We start from the raw sequence: 17,642 nt of genomic DNA on the forward strand, positions 1-17,642 counted from the left end.
GCAATGCGACGGCGTGATGATGTACTGCTTGTGGACGGCTACAACATGATTGGAGCATGGCCGGTTCTTGCTGCAATGCGCGACACTGATTTGGAGGGCGCACGCGATAAGCTGCTGGAGATGCTGGCTGATTATCAGGGATTCACAGGCATGTCCGTCACGGTCGTATTTGATGCGCATCAGGTTCCCGGCACAGGATCGGCTTTTAACCAGTTCAGAATCTCTGTAGTCTATACAAAAGAGAAGGAAACGGCCGATTCATGTATTGAACGGCTGGCTTCGGAGCTTGCGCTGCGCAGCCGCAATCTCTATGTGGCGACTTCCGATCTGGTTGAGCAGCATGTCGCTTTCGGCAAAGGCGCTCTCAGGATATCCGCACGGGAGCTGCTGATCGATATCGAGCAGAACCGCAAGGCGATCGAACGCACGATAGAGGACAAGTCCCATCAGCGTAATGAACTGGATACCAATCTGAGTCTGGAAGTCCGGACAAAGCTTGAACGATGGCGCCGTGGGCAGAATTAACTCAGTTCGTCTTTAATTCACATTCAATAATGTCACAATACTTGACGCGAATCCCGCTTGAAACGGGACTAACTTCCAATTTTTCTATTTAATTAAAGTTTTATCGATAGGAAGTTGATTGACGGCCCAAGGTTACATAATGTATACTGATTCTATGTTTCTGAACGGATCTGGTAGAAGTTAGTTATGGCTTGGTATCGTTTCCTGTAGTGGCATAGTGTTACACGTAACCTAATCAACGAAAATGATTGCGTTCGGTTAAATTTTGCGCAATGCACGCCTTTCGAGCCGGAGGGATTGTTCGTGAGCATCGACCTCAAAGAGTGGAAACCGCTGGACTATGACTGCAGAACGGACGAAGATATTGTAGAAGCGGTTCGTGAGGGTGACGGCGAAGCGCTGGAATATTTAATTAATAAGTATAAGAATTTTGTGCGTGCCAAGGCCAGATCCTACTTTCTGATCGGGGCTGACCGCGAGGATATCGTACAAGAGGGCATGATCGGGCTTTACAAGTCAATCCGCGATTTCAAAGGGGACAAGCTTGCATCCTTCAAGGCGTTTGCGGAGCTTTGCATCACGCGTCAGATCATTACAGCGATCAAGACGGCTACCCGCCAGAAGCATATCCCTCTCAATTCCTATGTCTCGCTGGACAAACCTATCTACGATGAAGATTCCGACCGCACACTGCTTGACGTCATCTGCGGAACCCGTGTTTCCGACCCCGAAGAGCTTATTATCAACCAGGAAGAGTTTGTTGGTTTGGAAGACAAGATGTCCGAGATTTTAAGTGATCTGGAACGCAAGGTGCTTATGCTGTATTTGGACGGGCGCTCCTATCAGGAGATCGCTGTGGATTTGGATCGGCATGTAAAGTCAATTGATAATGCTTTGCAGCGTGTCAAGCGTAAGTTGGAGCGGTATCTGGAAATCCGTAACATCAGCAACTGATTGATGGGATAAGTGACTTGCGCCGTCTTGTACGGCGAAGCAGACTTTTTCTGATCGACGTGTCTAGAAAGTGCGGTATATAGTATAGGCTTATAAATTCTAAACGATGGACAGAGGAGCCGGTCAGGCTCTTTTTTTAATTTATAACAGATCCTCTGTCAAACTGACATCCGTTATATGAAAGTGTGGCGGGGAAGGTTTGAAACTCTCACATGCCGCGCATAATGGGAGTAACAGAACATCTTCAACTTTTAGCTGCGGACGATGGGGCATTGTACGGTGATTCAAGGTTTACTCCCGGTCTAGAGATGCGTTTTTCTTGACACGGCATATTGCATATGATAAAGTATTTCAGGTAGCCCTGAAATAGGTCTTTTTTTTGATGGGCTTTGAATCTTGAATCTTGCTTGTTCCACATACAATCAGGATTTAATGGATTCGAACTTTTTTTATTTATGGTAATTCGGGAGGTGTACAGCAATGCGGGTAATTATTACGTTGGCTTGCACAAACTGCAAACAAAGAAACTACGCTTCCAGCAAGAACAAACGGAATCACCCCGACCGCATCGAGATGAAGAAGTTTTGTAAGTTCTGTAACGAACATACTCCTCATCGCGAGACAAGATAGGTCAATTGGGAGGTGTGGAAGTGACATTTTTTGCTAAGATGAGGCAAAGTTTCGGGTCGACTTTTTCCTTTTTTTCTGACAGCGTCGCGGAACTGAAGAAGGTTCGTTGGCCAAGCCGTAAAGAGTTGACAAGCTATACTCTCGTTGTAGTAATAACGATTATAGTGGTTACCATTTACTTCTGGGTTCTTGACATCGGCATTTCCGCATTGGTCGAACTGATCGTTTAAGAAGGGGCCAAGGGTGGCTAGTTATGGAAATGGAAAAAAGATGGTATGTTGTGCATACCTACTCAGGGTACGAAAACAAGGTAAAAGCGAACTTGGAGAAGCGTGTTGAATCTATGGGCATGGAAGATAAAATCTTCCGCGTTCTTGTTCCTATGGAAGAAGAAGTGGTAAACAAAGACGGTAAGCAAAAGATCGTCATGCGTAAAGTTTACCCCGGCTACGTTCTTGTGGAAATGGTTCAAACCGATGACTCCTGGTATGTGGTTCGTAATACCCCTGGCGTGACCGGGTTCGTCGGATCCACTGGTTCCGGCTCAAAGCCGACTGCGCTTCTGCCTGATGAGGTGGAGCAAATCTTGCGCCACATGGGTATTGATGAGCCTAAACCGAAAATCGAATTCGATTTGAAGGAAACGGTTCGGGTGAAGGTTGGACCTTTTGCCGATTTTGTCGGTACGGTGGAAGAAATTCTGCTGGACAAAAGCAAACTCAAGGTGCACGTCAACATGTTTGGACGGGAAACCCCGCTTGAGCTGGACTATACTCAGGTGGAGAAGATCTGATCTTCGTTTTCCTGCGTTGTCTTCGGGCAATACGGGTTGCGTGATGATTCCATCACCGCGGCCAAAGGGATTATTTGAGCAAGGAGGTGTGCATCATGGCAAAAAAGGTCATCAAGATGGTGAAATTGCAAGTCCCAGCAGGTAAAGCGAACCCGGCTCCGCCGATCGGTCCTGCACTCGGTCAAGCAGGCGTTAACATCATGGCGTTCTGTAAAGAATTCAACGCCCGCACAGCTGACCAAGCCGGTTTGATTATTCCGGTTGAAATCTCCGTATTTGAAGATCGTTCATTCACTTTTATCACCAAGACTCCACCGGCAGCCGTTTTATTGCGCGTTGCAGCAGGAATCGAAAAAGGTTCAGGTGAACCGAACAAGAAGAAAGTAGCTACCGTTAAACGTTCGAAAGTTCGTGAAATTGCGGAGCAAAAAATGCCTGACCTTAACGCGGCTTCAGTTGAAGCGGCAATGCTCATGGTTGAAGGTACGGCGCGCAGTATGGGCGTTGTCATCGAAGACTAATAGAGCCTGCGATGCTTAAGGCACAGCAAAAGATATTCTTTTGTTGTAAGTGGGAGGATCTCCAACAGGGAGGATTTTCCGTTATAACCACACGAGGAGGAAATTTTCAATGGCTAAGCACGGTAAGAAATACCAAGAAGCTGCCAAGCTGATTGACAGCGAAGCAACCTACGAAGCCTCAGAGGCGATTGATCTCGTTAAAAAGGCGGCGACAGCCAAATTTGATGAGTCTGTTGAAGTTGCTGTTCGTTTGGGTGTAGACCCAAGAAAGCAGGACCAAGCGGTTCGTGGCGTAGTTGTACTTCCCCATGGTACTGGTAAAACCAAACGTGTGCTTGTTTTCGCAAAAGGCGATAAAGCCAAAGAAGCGGAAGCGGCAGGCGCGGATTTTGTTGGCGATGCTGACATGATCACCAAAATCCAACAAGGCTGGTTCGAATTCGACGTTTGCGTCGCTACTCCGGACATGATGGCTGAGGTTGGTAAACTGGGTCGTATTCTCGGTGGTAAAGGTCTAATGCCTAACCCGAAAGCGGGTACCGTAACGTTTGACGTAACGAAGGCTGTTCAAGAGATCAAAGCCGGTAAAATCGAGTATCGTCTTGATAAAGCAGGTCAAATCCATGCTCCGATTGGTAAAGTATCATTCGACGCAGAGAAGCTGAACGAGAACTTTCGTGCGCTTATCGACGCGCTGAACCGTGCAAAACCGGCAGCTGCAAAAGGTATTTACCTGAAAAATATTGCTGTTTCCTCGACAATGGGTCCTGGCGCACGCGTTAATGCGTCCGTATACCGCTAAGAGGAGCAACATTTAACAATCGCATACGCATACCGTAGACAGTAGGTGCTGCTGAAGCTTAATTTCCTACCGAGGTGTTATGATAAAAGTGTTTGTTCATTTCGATCTTTTTTTTGGATGAAATGTTGACGGACCATCATGGCCTTCGCTATAGCTGCGGGGGCTTTTCTCATGCATCGAGGAAGAAATCCTTCGTTGAAAGCGGGATGCCCGAGAACATAACGGGAGGTGTACGAAAATGGCAAACGTTAAAACTATCGAAAGAAAACAACAATCGGTTAACGAAATCTCGTCGAAACTCCGCGAGTCTTCCTGCACAGTAGTTGCAGATTACCGTGGATTGAACGTGAAGCAAATTACCGAGCTCCGCAAACAGCTTCGCGAAGCGAACATCGAGTTTCAAGTGCTGAAAAATTCACTTGTGCGTCGTGCTACCGCCGGTGCGGAATTGTCTGAACTGGATGCAGTTCTTACAGGCCCAACCGCTGTTGCATTCAGCAAAGACGATGCAGTTGCTCCTGCTAAGCTGTTGAATGATTTCGCTAAAAAGAATGACGCTTTGAAACTAAAAGGCGGCGTTGTTGAAGGCCAAGTCATGAATGCTGATCAAATCAAAGCGCTGGCGGATCTTCCATCACGCGAAGGTTTGCTCTCCATGCTCCTCAGCGTCCTGCAGGCTCCTATGCGGAACTTCGCCCTTGCGGTTAAAGCAGTGGCAGAGAAGCAAGAAGCGTAAAAAAAGGGTCTGGCTCAGCCGGGCACAGTTATAGGTATTTACAAAAAACAAAAAACATTTGGAGGTTCAACCATGAGTAAAGAGCAAATCCTGGAAGCCATTAAAGGCATGAACGTTCTTGAATTGAACGATCTCGTTAAAGCAATTGAAGAAGAATTCGGCGTAACTGCTGCTGCACCAGTAGCAATGGGCGGCGGAGCTGCGGTTGCAGAAGTTGCAGAACAAACAGAATTCGACGTTATTCTTAACGGTCCTGGCGCATCCAAAATCAACGTTATCAAAGTCGTTCGCGAAATTACAGGTCTTGGCCTGAAAGAAGCAAAAGATCTTGTTGATAATGCACCTAAAGCAGTTAAAGAAAAAGTAGCAAAAGAAGAAGCCGAAGCGGTTAAAGCGAAGCTTGAAGAAGCAGGCGCTTCCGTAGAAGTGAAGTAGTAGCAAGCTTGTTTATAGCGGCGAACCCCTTGAGGCTTTGGCTTCAAGGGGTTCGTTTTATTGATTAGCAGTACATACAAGCTTTAGAGTGGAGGGATATGATGTCGGATCACTACTTCACACAAACCCCCGATGTCAAACATGATCGGCAGTTCCATGAAACCGTGCTGCGTGGACAAAAACTGAAATTTGTGACAGATGCTGGCGTATTTTCAAAAGGCGCTGTCGATTATGGGAGCCGCGTACTCATTGAGGCGCTTGAACTGGCAAGAAATGCGAGGGTGCTGGATGTGGGCTGCGGTTATGGACCGATTGGATTGTCGGCAGCCAGACTCGCGGATCAGGGACATGTAACAATGATTGATGTGAATGAACGGGCTGTACAATTGGCAGCAGAGAATGCAAAGCTTAACGCTCTGACCAATGTGACCGTTCTGCAGAGTGATCTGTTCGGGGCGGTCTCAGGGCAAATCTTCGATACCATCATCACCAATCCGCCAATCAGAGCCGGCAAAACGGTAGTTCACCGGATATTTGAGGAAGGCGCACAGCTGCTTGAGCCCGGGGGGGCGTTGTGGGTGGTTATTCAAAAAAAGCAAGGAGCACCTTCGGCTGAATTGAAGATGGAATCCATTTTCGGCAATGTTGAAGAGGTGACGAAAGACAAGGGCTATCGGGTATTTCGGGCAGTCAAAAAAACATAACCAGGCAAGGAAGAATTTGTTGACTTCATTTGCTTGATGTGATATCATTATAAAATGTCAGTATTAAAATGGGCTCTTTCTCTTTAGTTAACTAAAATGTCAAGCGCTATTTTATGAGAGTAAAAGAGCGGTTTTGACATAAATTGTTCACATTTTGGGCAAAATTACTTGATATGAGACTTTCCGTTTTTATACCCGGAAAGCGCCTGACGGAAACATGCTCTTTTTTCGAACTTTCGATAAGGGCTTTTCTTTATTCATTCGAGAAAGTTTGGGGAATTCCTTCTTTCTTGAAAGAAAGTATCACAAGATCGGCGTCTCAAACAAGACGAACGGTCGGTTTTTGCTGGTTTCCAACAGAATTTGCCTGCTGAGCACAGTGATTTATTGAAGGGTGTACGTTCACTTTCTGTGAAGCAGACATGAGGGGTGAGGTTAAGTTGGCAGGACAACTTGTTCAGTATGGTCGACGCACGCGCAGAAGCTATGCTCGTATTCGCGAGGTGCTTGAAGTTCCGAACCTGATTGAAATCCAACAAAAATCGTACGAGAAATTTTTGGAGAAAGATCTTCTTGAGCTTTTCCAGGATATCTCGCCGATTCAGGATTTTACAGGTAATTTGATGCTTGAATTCATCGATTACTCGCTGGGCGAGCCGAAATATTCGGTCGATGAATCGAAAGAGCGCGACGTAACCTATGCGGCTCCGCTGCGGGTTAAGGTCCGGCTTATCAACAAGGAAACCGGCGAAGTGAAAGAGCAAGAAGTGTTCATGGGCGATTTTCCGCTGATGACCGAGACAGGAACGTTCATAATCAATGGCGCGGAACGTGTCATCGTCAGTCAATTGGTTCGCTCACCTAGCGTCTACTTCAGCACGAAGGTGGACAAAAACGGTAAGAAAAACTACACGGCTACGGTGATCCCGAACCGCGGAGCATGGCTGGAGCTTGAAACCGACGCGAAGGACATCGTTTATGTCCGTATCGATCGGACCCGGAAGATACCGGTTACGGTTCTTCTTCGCTCGCTGGGCTTTGGAACAGACGCGGAAATCCTGGATTTGCTTGGGCATGACGAATATATTCGCAACACGCTTGATAAAGACAACACCGACTCAACCGAGAAGGCGCTTATCGAAATTTACGAGCGTCTTCGTCCAGGTGAGCCGCCGACACTCGATAATGCCAAGAGTTTGCTGGTAGCTCGTTTCTTTGACCCGAAACGTTATGATTTGGCAAATGTCGGACGCTACAAAATCAACAAAAAGCTTCATATCAAAAACCGTTTGTTTAATCAACGTTTGGCTGAAACGCTTGTAGATCCAACAACGGGAGAGATTCTCGCAGAAACCGGACAAATGATTGACCGGCGTTTGCTTGACGAATTGATTCCTCATTTAGAGAAGAATGTTGGCTTCAAGACTTACCATGTCGCTAATGGTGTGCTTGATGCAGATAGTATTCCTCTACAAACTATAAGTGTATTCTCGCCTAATGATGACGGAAAAGTTCTTAAAGTAATTGCCAACGGCTTGATTGACAAAGCCGTCAAGCATATTACGCCGGCCGACATCATTTCGTCGATTAACTACTTTATTGATTTGCTTCACGGAGTTGGCAGCACGGATGATATTGACCATCTGGGTAACCGGCGTTTGCGTTCGGTTGGGGAATTGCTGCAGAATCAGTTCCGCATCGGATTGTCCCGTATGGAACGTGTGGTTCGCGAGCGGATGTCCATCCAGGATGCCAATGCCATTACACCGCAGGCGCTCATCAATATACGTCCTGTCATCGCGTCCATTAAAGAGTTCTTTGGGTCTTCCCAACTGTCGCAATTTATGGATCAGACGAACCCGCTTGCTGAGCTTACGCACAAACGCCGTTTGTCTGCTTTGGGACCCGGCGGTTTGACAAGGGAACGCGCTGGCTTTGAGGTCCGTGACGTTCATAACTCTCACTATGGCCGTATGTGTCCGATCGAGACGCCGGAGGGACCGAATATCGGGTTGATTAACTCCTTGTCGAGCTTTGCCAGAATCAACGAATATGGGTTTATTGAAGCTCCATACCGTTGGGTTGATGCGAAGACGGCTATTGTCACCGAGCAGATTGCGTATCTGACGGCCGATGAGGAAGACAACTATGTTATCGCTCAGGCGAATGCACAGTTGACCGAAGGCGGTAAATTCGCCGAGGACTCCGTTATTGTGCGCTACAACAAACAGGCTGACAACATCCTGACCATGCCAACCGATCGAGTTGACTATATGGATGTTTCGCCGAAGCAGGTTGTTTCCGTTGCAACGGCTTTGATTCCGTTCCTTGAGAACGATGACTCCAACCGTGCGCTTATGGGATCCAACATGCAGAGGCAAGCCGTTCCGCTTCTTATTCCGAAGTCACCGCTTGTCGGAACAGGAATGGAGCACAAATCCGCCAAGGATTCAGGCGTTTGTATTGTCGCTAAGTATGACGGCGTTATTGAGCGCGTGTCCGCTAACGAAATCTGGCTGCGCCGCGTCGAATTGATTGACGGCAAGCCGGTTACAGGCGATCTGATCAAGCAAAAGCTGCATAAATTTATGCGTTCCAACCAAGGTACCTGCATCAACCAGAGACCGCTTTGCCGCAAAGGCGATATTGTGAAAAAAGGCGATATTCTTGCAGATGGACCTTCTACGGAAATGGGTGAACTTGCGCTTGGACGCAACGTGGTCGTCGCGTTCATGACGTGGGAAGGCTACAACTATGAGGATGCCATCCTGCTCAGCGAGAAGCTGGTTAAAGAAGATGTGTATACTTCGATCCACATTGAAGAATATGAATCGGAAGCCCGCGACACCAAGCTTGGACCGGAAGAAATCACCCGCGATATTCCAAACGTAGGGGAAGAAGCGCTCCGCAACCTTGACGAGCGTGGAATCATCCGGGTTGGTGCCGAGATCAGTGCAGGAGACATTCTGGTAGGCAAAGTTACCCCCAAAGGCGTAACGGAGCTTACGGCTGAAGAAAGATTGCTGCACGCGATTTTCGGTGAAAAAGCCCGTGAAGTTCGGGATACCAGCCTTCGGGTGCCGCATGGTACGGATGGTATCGTTGTCGATGTAAAAGTGTTTACCCGTGAAAATGGCGACGAACTGCCGCCTGGCGTTAACCAGCTCGTTCGTGCTTACATTGCCCAGAAACGGAAAATTTCCGAAGGCGATAAAATGGCCGGACGCCATGGTAACAAAGGGGTAATCGCACGTATTCTCCCTGAAGAGGATATGCCGTTCCTGCCGGACGGAACACCGGTAGAGGTTGTTCTTAACCCGCTTGGTGTACCTTCGCGGATGAACATCGGTCAAGTTCTTGAGGTTCATCTTGGCATGGCTTGTAAAATTCTCGGTATGCACGCGGCCACTCCGGTATTTGATGGAGCGCGTGAGGATGATGTATTTAACGCCATGGAAGAAGCCGGCATGCAGCGGAATGGTAAAACCGTGCTTTATGATGGACGCACCGGTGAGGAGTTTGAGCGTGAGGTCACAGTTGGCGTCATGTACATGATCAAGCTGGCTCACATGGTTGACGATAAAATCCATGCCCGTTCAACAGGTCCATACTCGCTGGTTACACAGCAGCCGCTGGGTGGTAAAGCTCAATTCGGCGGACAGCGTTTCGGGGAGATGGAGGTATGGGCGCTTGAGGCTTACGGAGCAGCCTATACGCTTCAAGAGATCTTGACCGTCAAATCCGATGATGTCGTCGGCCGTGTTAAGACTTACGAGTCGATTGTCAAGGGTGAGAATGTACCGGAGCCGGGTGTTCCGGAATCGTTCAAGGTTCTGATCAAAGAACTGCAAAGTCTCGGGATGGACGTTAAGATCCTCAGCGAGAACGAGGAAGAGATTGAAATGAAAGAAATGGACGACGAGGATGACGGACAAAGCGACAAGCTGAATCTCAACCTCGAGGGTACGGAAGTTGGCGTGGAGTAACCGTTGATCGGTACGATCGGATAAGATAACAGGCCATTAGCGTCCTCACGGCGTTGCAGAGCCGGACTGCGCGATCAATGCGTAAGTCCGGCTTGAACGGGCAAATTGATTGCGTAACACACAAGTGAATCATGACGAAGGAGGGTTGCTCCTTGTTGGACGTGAACAACTTCGAGTATATGAAAATTGGTTTGGCATCACCGGATAAAATCCGCTCTTGGTCCCGCGGAGAAGTTAAAAAACCGGAAACAATCAACTACAGAACATTGAAGCCTGAGAAAGAAGGGTTGTTCTGCGAGAAAATTTTCGGGCCAACCAAGGACTGGGAATGTCATTGCGGCAAATACAAACGGGTTCGTTATAAAGGCGTCGTTTGCGATCGCTGCGGCGTTGAAGTAACCCGTGCGAAGGTTCGTCGCGAGCGTATGGGGCATATCGAGCTTGCAGCACCTGTATCGCATATCTGGTATTTCAAAGGAATTCCAAGCCGCATGGGGCTTGCCTTGGATATGTCTCCTCGTTCACTCGAGGAAATTATCTATTTCGCATCTTATGTTGTAACGGATCCAGGGGATACGCCGCTTGAGAAAAAGCAGCTTCTTTCCGAGAAAGAATACCGCAGCTACCGTGAGAAGTATGGCTATGGATTCCACGCTGGGATGGGTGCGGAAGCTGTCAAAAAGCTGCTTCAGGATATCGATGTCGAACGCGAGCTTGAAACGCTGAAGGAAGATCTTCGTTCAGCACAAGGTCAGCGTCGTAACCGGGCCATTAAACGTCTCGAAGTCATTGAAGCCTTCCGCAACTCCGGCAATATGCCGGAATGGATGATTCTTGATGTTCTTCCGGTTATTCCTCCTGAGCTTCGCCCGATGGTCCAGTTGGATGGCGGACGTTTTGCCACCTCTGACCTAAATGATCTGTACCGTCGCGTTATTAATCGCAACAACCGTCTGAAACGTCTCCTTGATTTGGGCGCGCCTGATATTATCGTGCAAAATGAGAAGAGAATGCTTCAAGAAGCGGTTGATGCGCTGATTGATAATGGCCGTCGCGGCCGTCCGGTAACCGGTCCCGGTAACCGTCCTTTGAAATCGCTCAGCCATATGCTCAAAGGTAAACAAGGCCGTTTCCGTCAGAACTTGCTCGGTAAACGTGTCGATTACTCCGGCCGTTCGGTTATCGTTGTCGGACCAAGCCTGAAAATGTTCCAATGCGGACTTCCCAAGGAAATGGCGCTTGAGCTGTTTAAGCCGTTTGTTATGAAAGAACTGGTCAATAAAGGCCTGGCTCATAATATCAAAAGTGCCAAACGCAAAGTTGAGCGTGTCAGCCCTGAGGTATGGGATGTTCTTGAAGAAGTCATTAAGGAGCATCCGGTTCTCTTGAACCGTGCCCCTACGCTTCACCGTTTGGGTATCCAAGCGTTTGAACCGATTCTCGTTGAAGGCCGCGCCATCAAGCTTCATCCACTCGTATGTACCGCGTACAATGCGGATTTCGATGGTGACCAAATGGCTGTTCACGTTCCGCTCTCTGCTGAAGCGCAAGCTGAAGCACGGCTGCTTATGCTGGCATCGGGTAACATTTTGAATCCGAAAGACGGAAAGCCGGTTGTAACACCTTCACAGGATATGGTTCTTGGTAGCTACTATTTGACCATGGATAATAAAGAAGCCAAAGGAAGCGGTTCGGTTTTCGCTTCTGTGAACGAAGCGATCTCCTCTTATCAACGGGGAATTGTTTCCCTTCATGCGCGGATTTTTATACCCGTTAAAGTGCTGAACAAGACGATCTTCACCGAAGCGCAGCAGAAATCACTAATTTCCACTACGGTTGGTAAGATTATCTTTAATGAAATATTCCCGGACACGTTCCCGTATATCAATGAGCCGACGAAAGTCAACCTGCTGCAGGGAACGCCTGATCGATACTTTGTTTATGAAAAAGGTACCGATCTGCACAAATTCATGGAAGAAGTTCCACAGATGGGCGCAGTCGGTAAAGAGTATCTTGGTTTGATTATTGCTGAATGCTTCAGACAGTATCACACCACCAAAACATCGGTAACGCTTGACCGGATCAAAGAACTCGGATTTACGTATTCAACTCGTGCAGGGATTACGGTTGCGGTATCTGATGTTATCGTTCCTGAAGAGAAGAAAGCGATCCTCGCCGATTCGGAAGAGAAAGTCAAGGTTGTATCGAATCAGTATCGCCGTGGTTTGATTACGAACGAAGAGCGGTATGACAGAGTTATTGAAATTTGGAGCAAAACAAAGGATACCATCACGGATGTTCTCATGAAATCAATGGACCGATACAATTCCATTATGCTCATGGTGGACTCCAAGGCTCGGGGTAATAAATCGCAAATCACCCAATTGGGCGGGATGCGGGGACTGATGGCAAATCCATCAGGACGTATCATTGAGCTTCCAATCAAATCGAATTTCCGTGAAGGACTTACTGTTCTCGAGTACTTTATCTCGACTCACGGAGCGCGTAAAGGTCTTGCTGATACAGCACTTCGTACGGCTGACTCGGGTTACTTGACCCGTCGTTTGGTTGACGTCGCACAGGATGTTATCGTTCGTGAGGATGACTGTGGGACGGATAAAGGATTTACCGTCAGCAAAATTCAAGACGGTAAAGAGGTTATCGAGGATCTGTACGACCGTATTGAAGGACGTTACTCCTTCGAAACTGTCCGCAATCCATCTACAGGCGAAGTTATCCTGAATCGCAACGAATTGATTGATTCCAACAAAGCGGAAGAAATTATTGCCGCTGGAGTTGAAAAACTGCAAATCCGTTCAGTTCTAAGCTGCCGTGCCCGTCACGGTGTATGCAAAATTTGTTACGGACGCAACCTGGCAACAGGTAAGTTTGTTGAGATCGGGGAAGCTGTAGGAATCATCGCAGCTCAATCTATCGGTGAGCCAGGAACGCAGCTGACGATGCGTACCTTCCATACCGGTGGTGTTGCCGGTGATGATATTACACAAGGTTTGCCGCGTATCCAGGAGTTGTTTGAGGCTCGTAACCCTAAAGGTCAAGCGATTATTTCTGAGCTCGACGGTGTTATCAAAGACATCCGCGAGACAAAAGATCGTCGTGAGATTGAAGTGCAGGGTGAAGCGGAATCCAAAGTCTATGCAGTCACGTATGGTTCCCGTATCCGCGTTGCCAAAGGCAAGCATATTGAAGCTGGAGACGAGCTGACAGATGGTTCGATCGATCCTAAAGATATGCTTCGCATCAAAGGTATCCGTGGCGTGCAGAACTACATTCTGCAAGAGGTTCAACGTGTTTATCGGAACCAGGGTGTTGAGATCAACGATAAACATATTGAAGTTATGATTAAGCAGATGCTGCGTAAAATTCGTATTGTCGATGCAGGTGAGACTACTTTGCTCCCTGGTGCATTCGTCGATATTCACGAATACGAAGCAGCTAACCGTGATGCCTTGCTTTCTGGCCGCGAGCCTGCTGTTGCAAAGCCAGTTCTACTCGGTATTACCAAAGCATCACTTGAGACAGATTCCTTCTTGTCCGCCGCTTCCTTCCAGGAAACCACTCGTGTCCTGACAGATGCCGCGATAAAGGGAAAAGTGGATCAGTTGCTTGGCCTGAAAGAGAATGTTATTATCGGTAAGCTGATTCCGGCAGGTACTGGAATGCAGCGTTATCGGGGCATTCGTCTAAAGGGTTATGATGATGATATCGAAACTACGGTAGAAAAAACCGAAGATGAGATCGTACCGGTTGAGTCGTAATATTCAACCGCTTCGGGATACAAACTACACAAAATATGTTTGATGTAGGGCTGACGGTGGCATCGCCGATTGGACGGTGCCACCGTCGCTTTTTGCCCTATTTTATTCCAAAGGATCGTTGTCCGAAGCGTTCTGCGAAATATGCTGCTAGTTGCTTGACATAGAGCAGCTTGAAGTGCTAATATGTCGTAGTGTGCCTACTTGCATAACCCCTGTATTTGAACCATCCCGATTTTGTGTTATCTCTTAAATGAGTATCGCAATTTGGTTTGGCTTGGAAGGTCGGGATCAGATGCAATTTATAATCGGCAGTAAACAGACGACTAAGATGGTGGAGCAAGGCAAAGCCGTTCTTGTCTATGTTGCGCAAGATACAGATCCACGAATGAAGGATGATATTGTACGGCTTTGTACGACGGCAGGCGTGCCTATCTCATGGGTGGACACGATGAAGGGTCTCGGGGAAACCTGCGGCATTGAAGTCGGCGCTGCAATGGCGGCAGTAGTACCAGAAATTGAATAAGGAAATAACGTTTTTGCCCGAAAGCTGTGCGGCAAGAACTTTCATTTGTTTCTTTATGAACCGCCTGGATCTGTGGGCTTAGAATAAGCCGAAATATTCTAATCTGTTTTATTATTTTGGGAAGGAGGTGGCAGCATGCCAACAATTAATCAACTAGTCCGCAAGGGCCGCGAAGCGAAGGTCGTTAAATCGAAATCGCCGGCACTTCAAAGAGGATTCAATGCACTGAAACGTGAAGAAACAAACATAAGCGCGCCTCAAAAACGTGGTGTATGTACACGTGTCGGTACAATGACACCAAAAAAACCGAACTCTGCACTTCGTAAATATGCACGTGTGCGTTTGACGAACCGCGTAGAGATCACGGCTTACATCGGTGGTATCGGTCACAACTTGCAGGAGCATAGCGTCGTATTGGTTCGTGGCGGCCGGGTTAAAGATCTACCGGGGGTACGTTATCATATCGTTCGCGGAGCGCTCGATACTGCAGGGGTTAACAACCGGAAGCAAGCTCGTTCCAAATATGGCACGAAGCGCGCGAAAGTAAAAAAATAAGATTGATTTATGAATGTTATTTCATGAATACTTGAAGAAAGGGGGATCTGCATATGCCACGCAAAGGTCCAGTTACAAAACGTGACGTTTTACCGGATCCGCTATATAACAGCAAGCTGGTAACTCGTTTAATTAACCGTATTATGCTTGATGGTAAACGTGGAGTTGCCGCAACCATTCTGTATGATGCATTCAAGCTTATCAACGAACGCACAGGTTCGGAACCGATGGAAGTTTTCGAAGCGGCCATCAAAAATATCATGCCTGTTCTTGAAGTTAAAGCCCGCCGTGTTGGTGGTTCTAACTATCAAGTACCGATTGAGGTTAAACCAGAGCGTCGTACAGCGCTTGGTCTCCGTTGGCTCGTGAACTACTCACGCAACCGCGGCGAGAAAACGATGGAAGAACGTCTGGCTGCTGAAATCATCGATGCATCGAACAATACAGGTGCGTCCGTGAAGAAGCGCGAAGATACACACAAAATGGCTGAAGCGAATAAAGCATTCGCCCACTACCGTTGGTAGGATTCGCATAATCGGAAGGAGACGAAATCATGGCAAGAGAGTTCTCCTTGAAAAATACGCGTAATATTGGGATCATGGCGCATATTGATGCCGGTAAAACAACCACGACAGAGCGGATCCTGTTCTACACAGGCCGTACCCACAAAATCGGTGAAGTGCACGAAGGTGCAGCAACGATGGACTGGATGGAGCAGGAACAGGAGCGCGGAATTACGATTACTTCCGCTGCTACAACTGCACAATGGCATGGTCACCGCATCAATATTATCGACACCCCGGGACACGTTGACTTCACAGTTGAGGTTGAACGTTCCCTTCGTGTATTGGACGGGGCCGTAGGGGTTTTCAGTGCGAAAGAAGGCGTTGAGCCGCAGTCCGAAACGGTATGGCGTCAAGCTGACCGCTACAATGTACCGCGGATTGCATATGTCAACAAAATGGATATTATCGGCGCAGACTTTTTGAATGTTATCAGAGATATGCGTCTTCGTCTCAACGCAAATGCCGTCGCTATTCAACTGCCAATCGGTGCGGAGAATGACTTTATCGGCGTAATCGACTTGATTGAACGTGTCGCTTACACATATAAAGACGATCTCGGTAAAGATCCGGAGCAAGTTGAAATCCCGGCAGCATACAAGGATCAAGTTGAAGAACTTCGTCTGGAACTCGTTGAGAAAATCGCCGAGCTTGATGAAGAGCTCACGATGAAATACCTCGAGGGCGAAGAAATCAGCGTTGCCGAGTTGAAAGCGACATTGCGCAAAGGTGTTTGCGAAGTGAAGATTTTCCCGGTAATCTGCGGTTCCTCTTACCGTAACAAAGGCGTTCAATTAATGCTTGATGCCGTTGTCGACTATCTGCCAGCTCCTATCGATGTACCTGATATCAAGGGTCACCTTGAAGATGGAACGGAGACAGTTCGCAGGTCTGCAGATGATGAGCCTTTTGCAGCATTGGCGTTCAAAATCATGACTGATCCATTCGTAGGTAAACTGACGTTCTTCCGCGTATATTCCGGCGTTCTTAATTCCGGATCGTATGTTGTGAATGCAACGAAAGGCAAACGCGAACGGATCGGCCGTATTCTTCAGATGCATGCTAATGCCCGTCAAGAGATCAGCGAAGTTTACTCCGGTGACATTGCGGCTGCAGTAGGTCTGAAAGATACAACAACCGGCGATACGCTTTGTGATGAGAAAAACCCTGTTATTCTGGAGTCGATGAACTTCCCTGAGCCGGTTATCCAGCTTGCGGTTGAACCAAAGACAAAGGCTGACCAAGATAAAATGGGTATCGCTCTTCAGAAGCTGTCCGAGGAAGATCCTACGTTCCGTGCACATACGGACGAAGAGACCGGCCAAACGATTATCGCTGGTATGGGTGAGCTTCACCTTGAAATTCTTGTAGACCGTATGCTTCGTGAATTCAAAGTCGAAACGAATGTCGGTAAACCGCAAGTTGCTTACCGTGAAACCTTCAAAACGCCTGCAAGGGTAGAAGGTAAATTCGTTCGTCAATCCGGTGGCCGCGGTCAATACGGACATTGCTGGGTTGAATTCTCGCCGCTTGAGCCAGGAACAGGCTTTATCTTTGAAAACAAAACCGTCGGTGGTTCCATTCCGCGGGAATATATTGGCCCTGTTCAAGCCGGTATCGAAGAAACAATGAAGAGCGGTGTTCTTGCAGGCTTCCCGCTTGTTGACATCAAAGCAGTTGTCGTCGACGGTTCTTACCATGACGTTGACTCCTCGGAGATGGCGTTCAAAATTGCCGGATCGATGGCACTTAAAGCAGCCAAGGATAAATGTAGTCCTGTTCTGCTTGAGCCAATCATGAAGGTTGAAGTAACCGTTCCTGAAGAATACATGGGCGATGTTATGGGTATGCTTAGCTCCCGTCGCGGCCGAATCGAAGGATCGGACGCCCGTCACGGCGCGCTCATCATCCGTGCCAAGGTGCCTCTATCCGAAATGTTTGGATATTCCACAACATTGCGTTCAGGTACACAAGGCCGTGGTGTTTTCTCCATGGAGCTTTCGCACTATGAAGAAGTCCCAAGATCGATTTCGGAAGAGATCATCTCCAAATCCAAAGGCGCTTCCTAGTAGGATCGCTTTTACAACTTAAGTCTTACAAGTTTTACTTTGGCCAAATGATGACCTGCCCAATAGG

At 47.8% G+C, this 17,642-nt stretch carries 16 protein-coding genes and 1 other annotated feature; all 16 genes read left to right on the forward strand.

Features of this window, described 5'->3' with window-relative positions:
• Positions 1 to 3 precede the first annotated feature (3 nt).
• The 16 genes from AC0YNV_RS37840 (at position 4) to fusA (ending at position 17,575) form a co-directional block, all read left to right on the forward strand.
• A complete protein-coding gene (locus AC0YNV_RS37840; RefSeq protein ID WP_210046686.1) occupies positions 4 to 525 on the forward strand; it encodes an NYN domain-containing protein in 522 nt (173 codons plus the stop codon).
• Positions 526 to 828: 303 nt separating this feature from the next.
• Positions 829 to 1,479: an RNA polymerase sporulation sigma factor SigH gene (gene sigH / locus AC0YNV_RS37845; protein ID WP_210046685.1), complete on the forward strand. Its 651-nt coding sequence runs from the start codon at positions 829 to 831 to the stop codon at positions 1,477 to 1,479.
• 480 nt (positions 1,480 to 1,959) lie between these two features.
• Complete coding sequence (gene rpmG, locus AC0YNV_RS37850) at positions 1,960 to 2,109, forward strand: 50S ribosomal protein L33 (protein WP_183604319.1); 150 nt, start codon at positions 1,960 to 1,962, stop codon at positions 2,107 to 2,109.
• A 20-nt stretch (positions 2,110 to 2,129) separates the two neighbouring features.
• Positions 2,130 to 2,339: a preprotein translocase subunit SecE gene (secE, locus tag AC0YNV_RS37855; RefSeq protein ID WP_210046684.1), complete on the forward strand. Its 210-nt coding sequence runs from the start codon at positions 2,130 to 2,132 to the stop codon at positions 2,337 to 2,339.
• A gap of 29 nt (positions 2,340 to 2,368) precedes the next feature.
• On the forward strand, positions 2,369 to 2,902 hold the full coding sequence (nusG, locus tag AC0YNV_RS37860; protein WP_210046705.1) for a transcription termination/antitermination protein NusG: 534 nt from the start codon (positions 2,369 to 2,371) through the stop codon (positions 2,900 to 2,902).
• 95 nt (positions 2,903 to 2,997) lie between these two features.
• Positions 2,998 to 3,423, forward strand: coding sequence for a 50S ribosomal protein L11 (rplK, locus tag AC0YNV_RS37865; RefSeq protein WP_210046683.1), 426 nt, complete (start codon positions 2,998 to 3,000; stop codon positions 3,421 to 3,423).
• A gap of 109 nt (positions 3,424 to 3,532) precedes the next feature.
• The gene (rplA, locus tag AC0YNV_RS37870) at positions 3,533 to 4,225 is read left to right on the forward strand and encodes a 50S ribosomal protein L1 (RefSeq protein WP_210046682.1); all 693 of its coding nucleotides are present in this window, start codon (positions 3,533 to 3,535) and stop codon (positions 4,223 to 4,225) included.
• Positions 4,226 to 4,239: 14 nt separating this feature from the next.
• Positions 4,240 to 4,404, forward strand: a sequence feature (ribosomal protein L10 leader region).
• Between the two features lie 59 nt (positions 4,405 to 4,463).
• Positions 4,464 to 4,961: a 50S ribosomal protein L10 gene (rplJ, locus tag AC0YNV_RS37875; RefSeq protein WP_210046681.1), complete on the forward strand. Its 498-nt coding sequence runs from the start codon at positions 4,464 to 4,466 to the stop codon at positions 4,959 to 4,961.
• 72 nt (positions 4,962 to 5,033) lie between these two features.
• The gene (rplL, locus tag AC0YNV_RS37880; RefSeq protein WP_210046680.1) at positions 5,034 to 5,396 is read left to right on the forward strand and encodes a 50S ribosomal protein L7/L12; all 363 of its coding nucleotides are present in this window, start codon (positions 5,034 to 5,036) and stop codon (positions 5,394 to 5,396) included.
• 101 nt (positions 5,397 to 5,497) lie between these two features.
• On the forward strand, positions 5,498 to 6,100 hold the full coding sequence (locus AC0YNV_RS37885) for a class I SAM-dependent methyltransferase (protein WP_475772692.1): 603 nt from the start codon (positions 5,498 to 5,500) through the stop codon (positions 6,098 to 6,100).
• 422 nt (positions 6,101 to 6,522) lie between these two features.
• Positions 6,523 to 10,086, forward strand: a complete 3,564-nt coding sequence (gene rpoB, locus AC0YNV_RS37890; RefSeq protein ID WP_475772678.1) for a DNA-directed RNA polymerase subunit beta — start codon at positions 6,523 to 6,525, stop codon at positions 10,084 to 10,086.
• Between the two features lie 152 nt (positions 10,087 to 10,238).
• Positions 10,239 to 13,865: a DNA-directed RNA polymerase subunit beta' gene (rpoC, locus tag AC0YNV_RS37895; protein ID WP_210046678.1), complete on the forward strand. Its 3,627-nt coding sequence runs from the start codon at positions 10,239 to 10,241 to the stop codon at positions 13,863 to 13,865.
• 292 nt (positions 13,866 to 14,157) lie between these two features.
• Entirely contained in the window at positions 14,158 to 14,388 is a 231-nt protein-coding gene (locus AC0YNV_RS37900) for a ribosomal L7Ae/L30e/S12e/Gadd45 family protein (RefSeq protein WP_210046677.1), read from the forward strand.
• Between the two features lie 135 nt (positions 14,389 to 14,523).
• Positions 14,524 to 14,943, forward strand: a complete 420-nt coding sequence (rpsL, locus tag AC0YNV_RS37905; RefSeq protein ID WP_210046676.1) for a 30S ribosomal protein S12 — start codon at positions 14,524 to 14,526, stop codon at positions 14,941 to 14,943.
• A 53-nt stretch (positions 14,944 to 14,996) separates the two neighbouring features.
• Positions 14,997 to 15,467 carry a 30S ribosomal protein S7 gene (gene rpsG / locus AC0YNV_RS37910; RefSeq protein ID WP_189000494.1) on the forward strand — a complete coding sequence of 157 codons (471 nt, stop codon included), beginning with the start codon at positions 14,997 to 14,999 and terminating at the stop codon, positions 15,465 to 15,467.
• Positions 15,468 to 15,496: 29 nt separating this feature from the next.
• Positions 15,497 to 17,575: an elongation factor G gene (gene fusA, locus AC0YNV_RS37915; protein ID WP_210046675.1), complete on the forward strand. Its 2,079-nt coding sequence runs from the start codon at positions 15,497 to 15,499 to the stop codon at positions 17,573 to 17,575.
• Positions 17,576 to 17,642 lie beyond the last annotated feature (67 nt).

Source organism: Paenibacillus sp. JT31N11 (assembly GCF_056269285.1).

Bases quoted from the DNA above. Each gene is read 5' to 3' on its own strand.
- AC0YNV_RS37840 (WP_210046686.1), top strand. From the start codon at position 4: ATGCGACGGCGTGATGATGTACTGCTTGTGGACGGCTACAACATGATT.
- rpmG (WP_183604319.1), top strand. From the start codon at position 1,960: ATGCGGGTAATTATTACGTTGGCTTGCACAAACTGCAAACAAAGAAAC.
- nusG (WP_210046705.1), top strand. From the start codon at position 2,369: ATGGAAAAAAGATGGTATGTTGTGCATACCTACTCAGGGTACGAAAAC.
- rplK (WP_210046683.1), top strand. From the start codon at position 2,998: ATGGCAAAAAAGGTCATCAAGATGGTGAAATTGCAAGTCCCAGCAGGT.
- rplA (WP_210046682.1), top strand. From the start codon at position 3,533: ATGGCTAAGCACGGTAAGAAATACCAAGAAGCTGCCAAGCTGATTGAC.
- rplJ (WP_210046681.1), top strand. From the start codon at position 4,464: ATGGCAAACGTTAAAACTATCGAAAGAAAACAACAATCGGTTAACGAA.
- rplL (WP_210046680.1), top strand. From the start codon at position 5,034: ATGAGTAAAGAGCAAATCCTGGAAGCCATTAAAGGCATGAACGTTCTT.
- AC0YNV_RS37885 (WP_475772692.1), top strand. From the start codon at position 5,498: ATGTCGGATCACTACTTCACACAAACCCCCGATGTCAAACATGATCGG.
- rpoB (WP_475772678.1), top strand. From the start codon at position 6,523: ATGAGGGGTGAGGTTAAGTTGGCAGGACAACTTGTTCAGTATGGTCGA.
- AC0YNV_RS37900 (WP_210046677.1), top strand. From the start codon at position 14,158: ATGCAATTTATAATCGGCAGTAAACAGACGACTAAGATGGTGGAGCAA.
- rpsL (WP_210046676.1), top strand. From the start codon at position 14,524: ATGCCAACAATTAATCAACTAGTCCGCAAGGGCCGCGAAGCGAAGGTC.
- rpsG (WP_189000494.1), top strand. From the start codon at position 14,997: ATGCCACGCAAAGGTCCAGTTACAAAACGTGACGTTTTACCGGATCCG.
- fusA (WP_210046675.1), top strand. From the start codon at position 15,497: ATGGCAAGAGAGTTCTCCTTGAAAAATACGCGTAATATTGGGATCATG.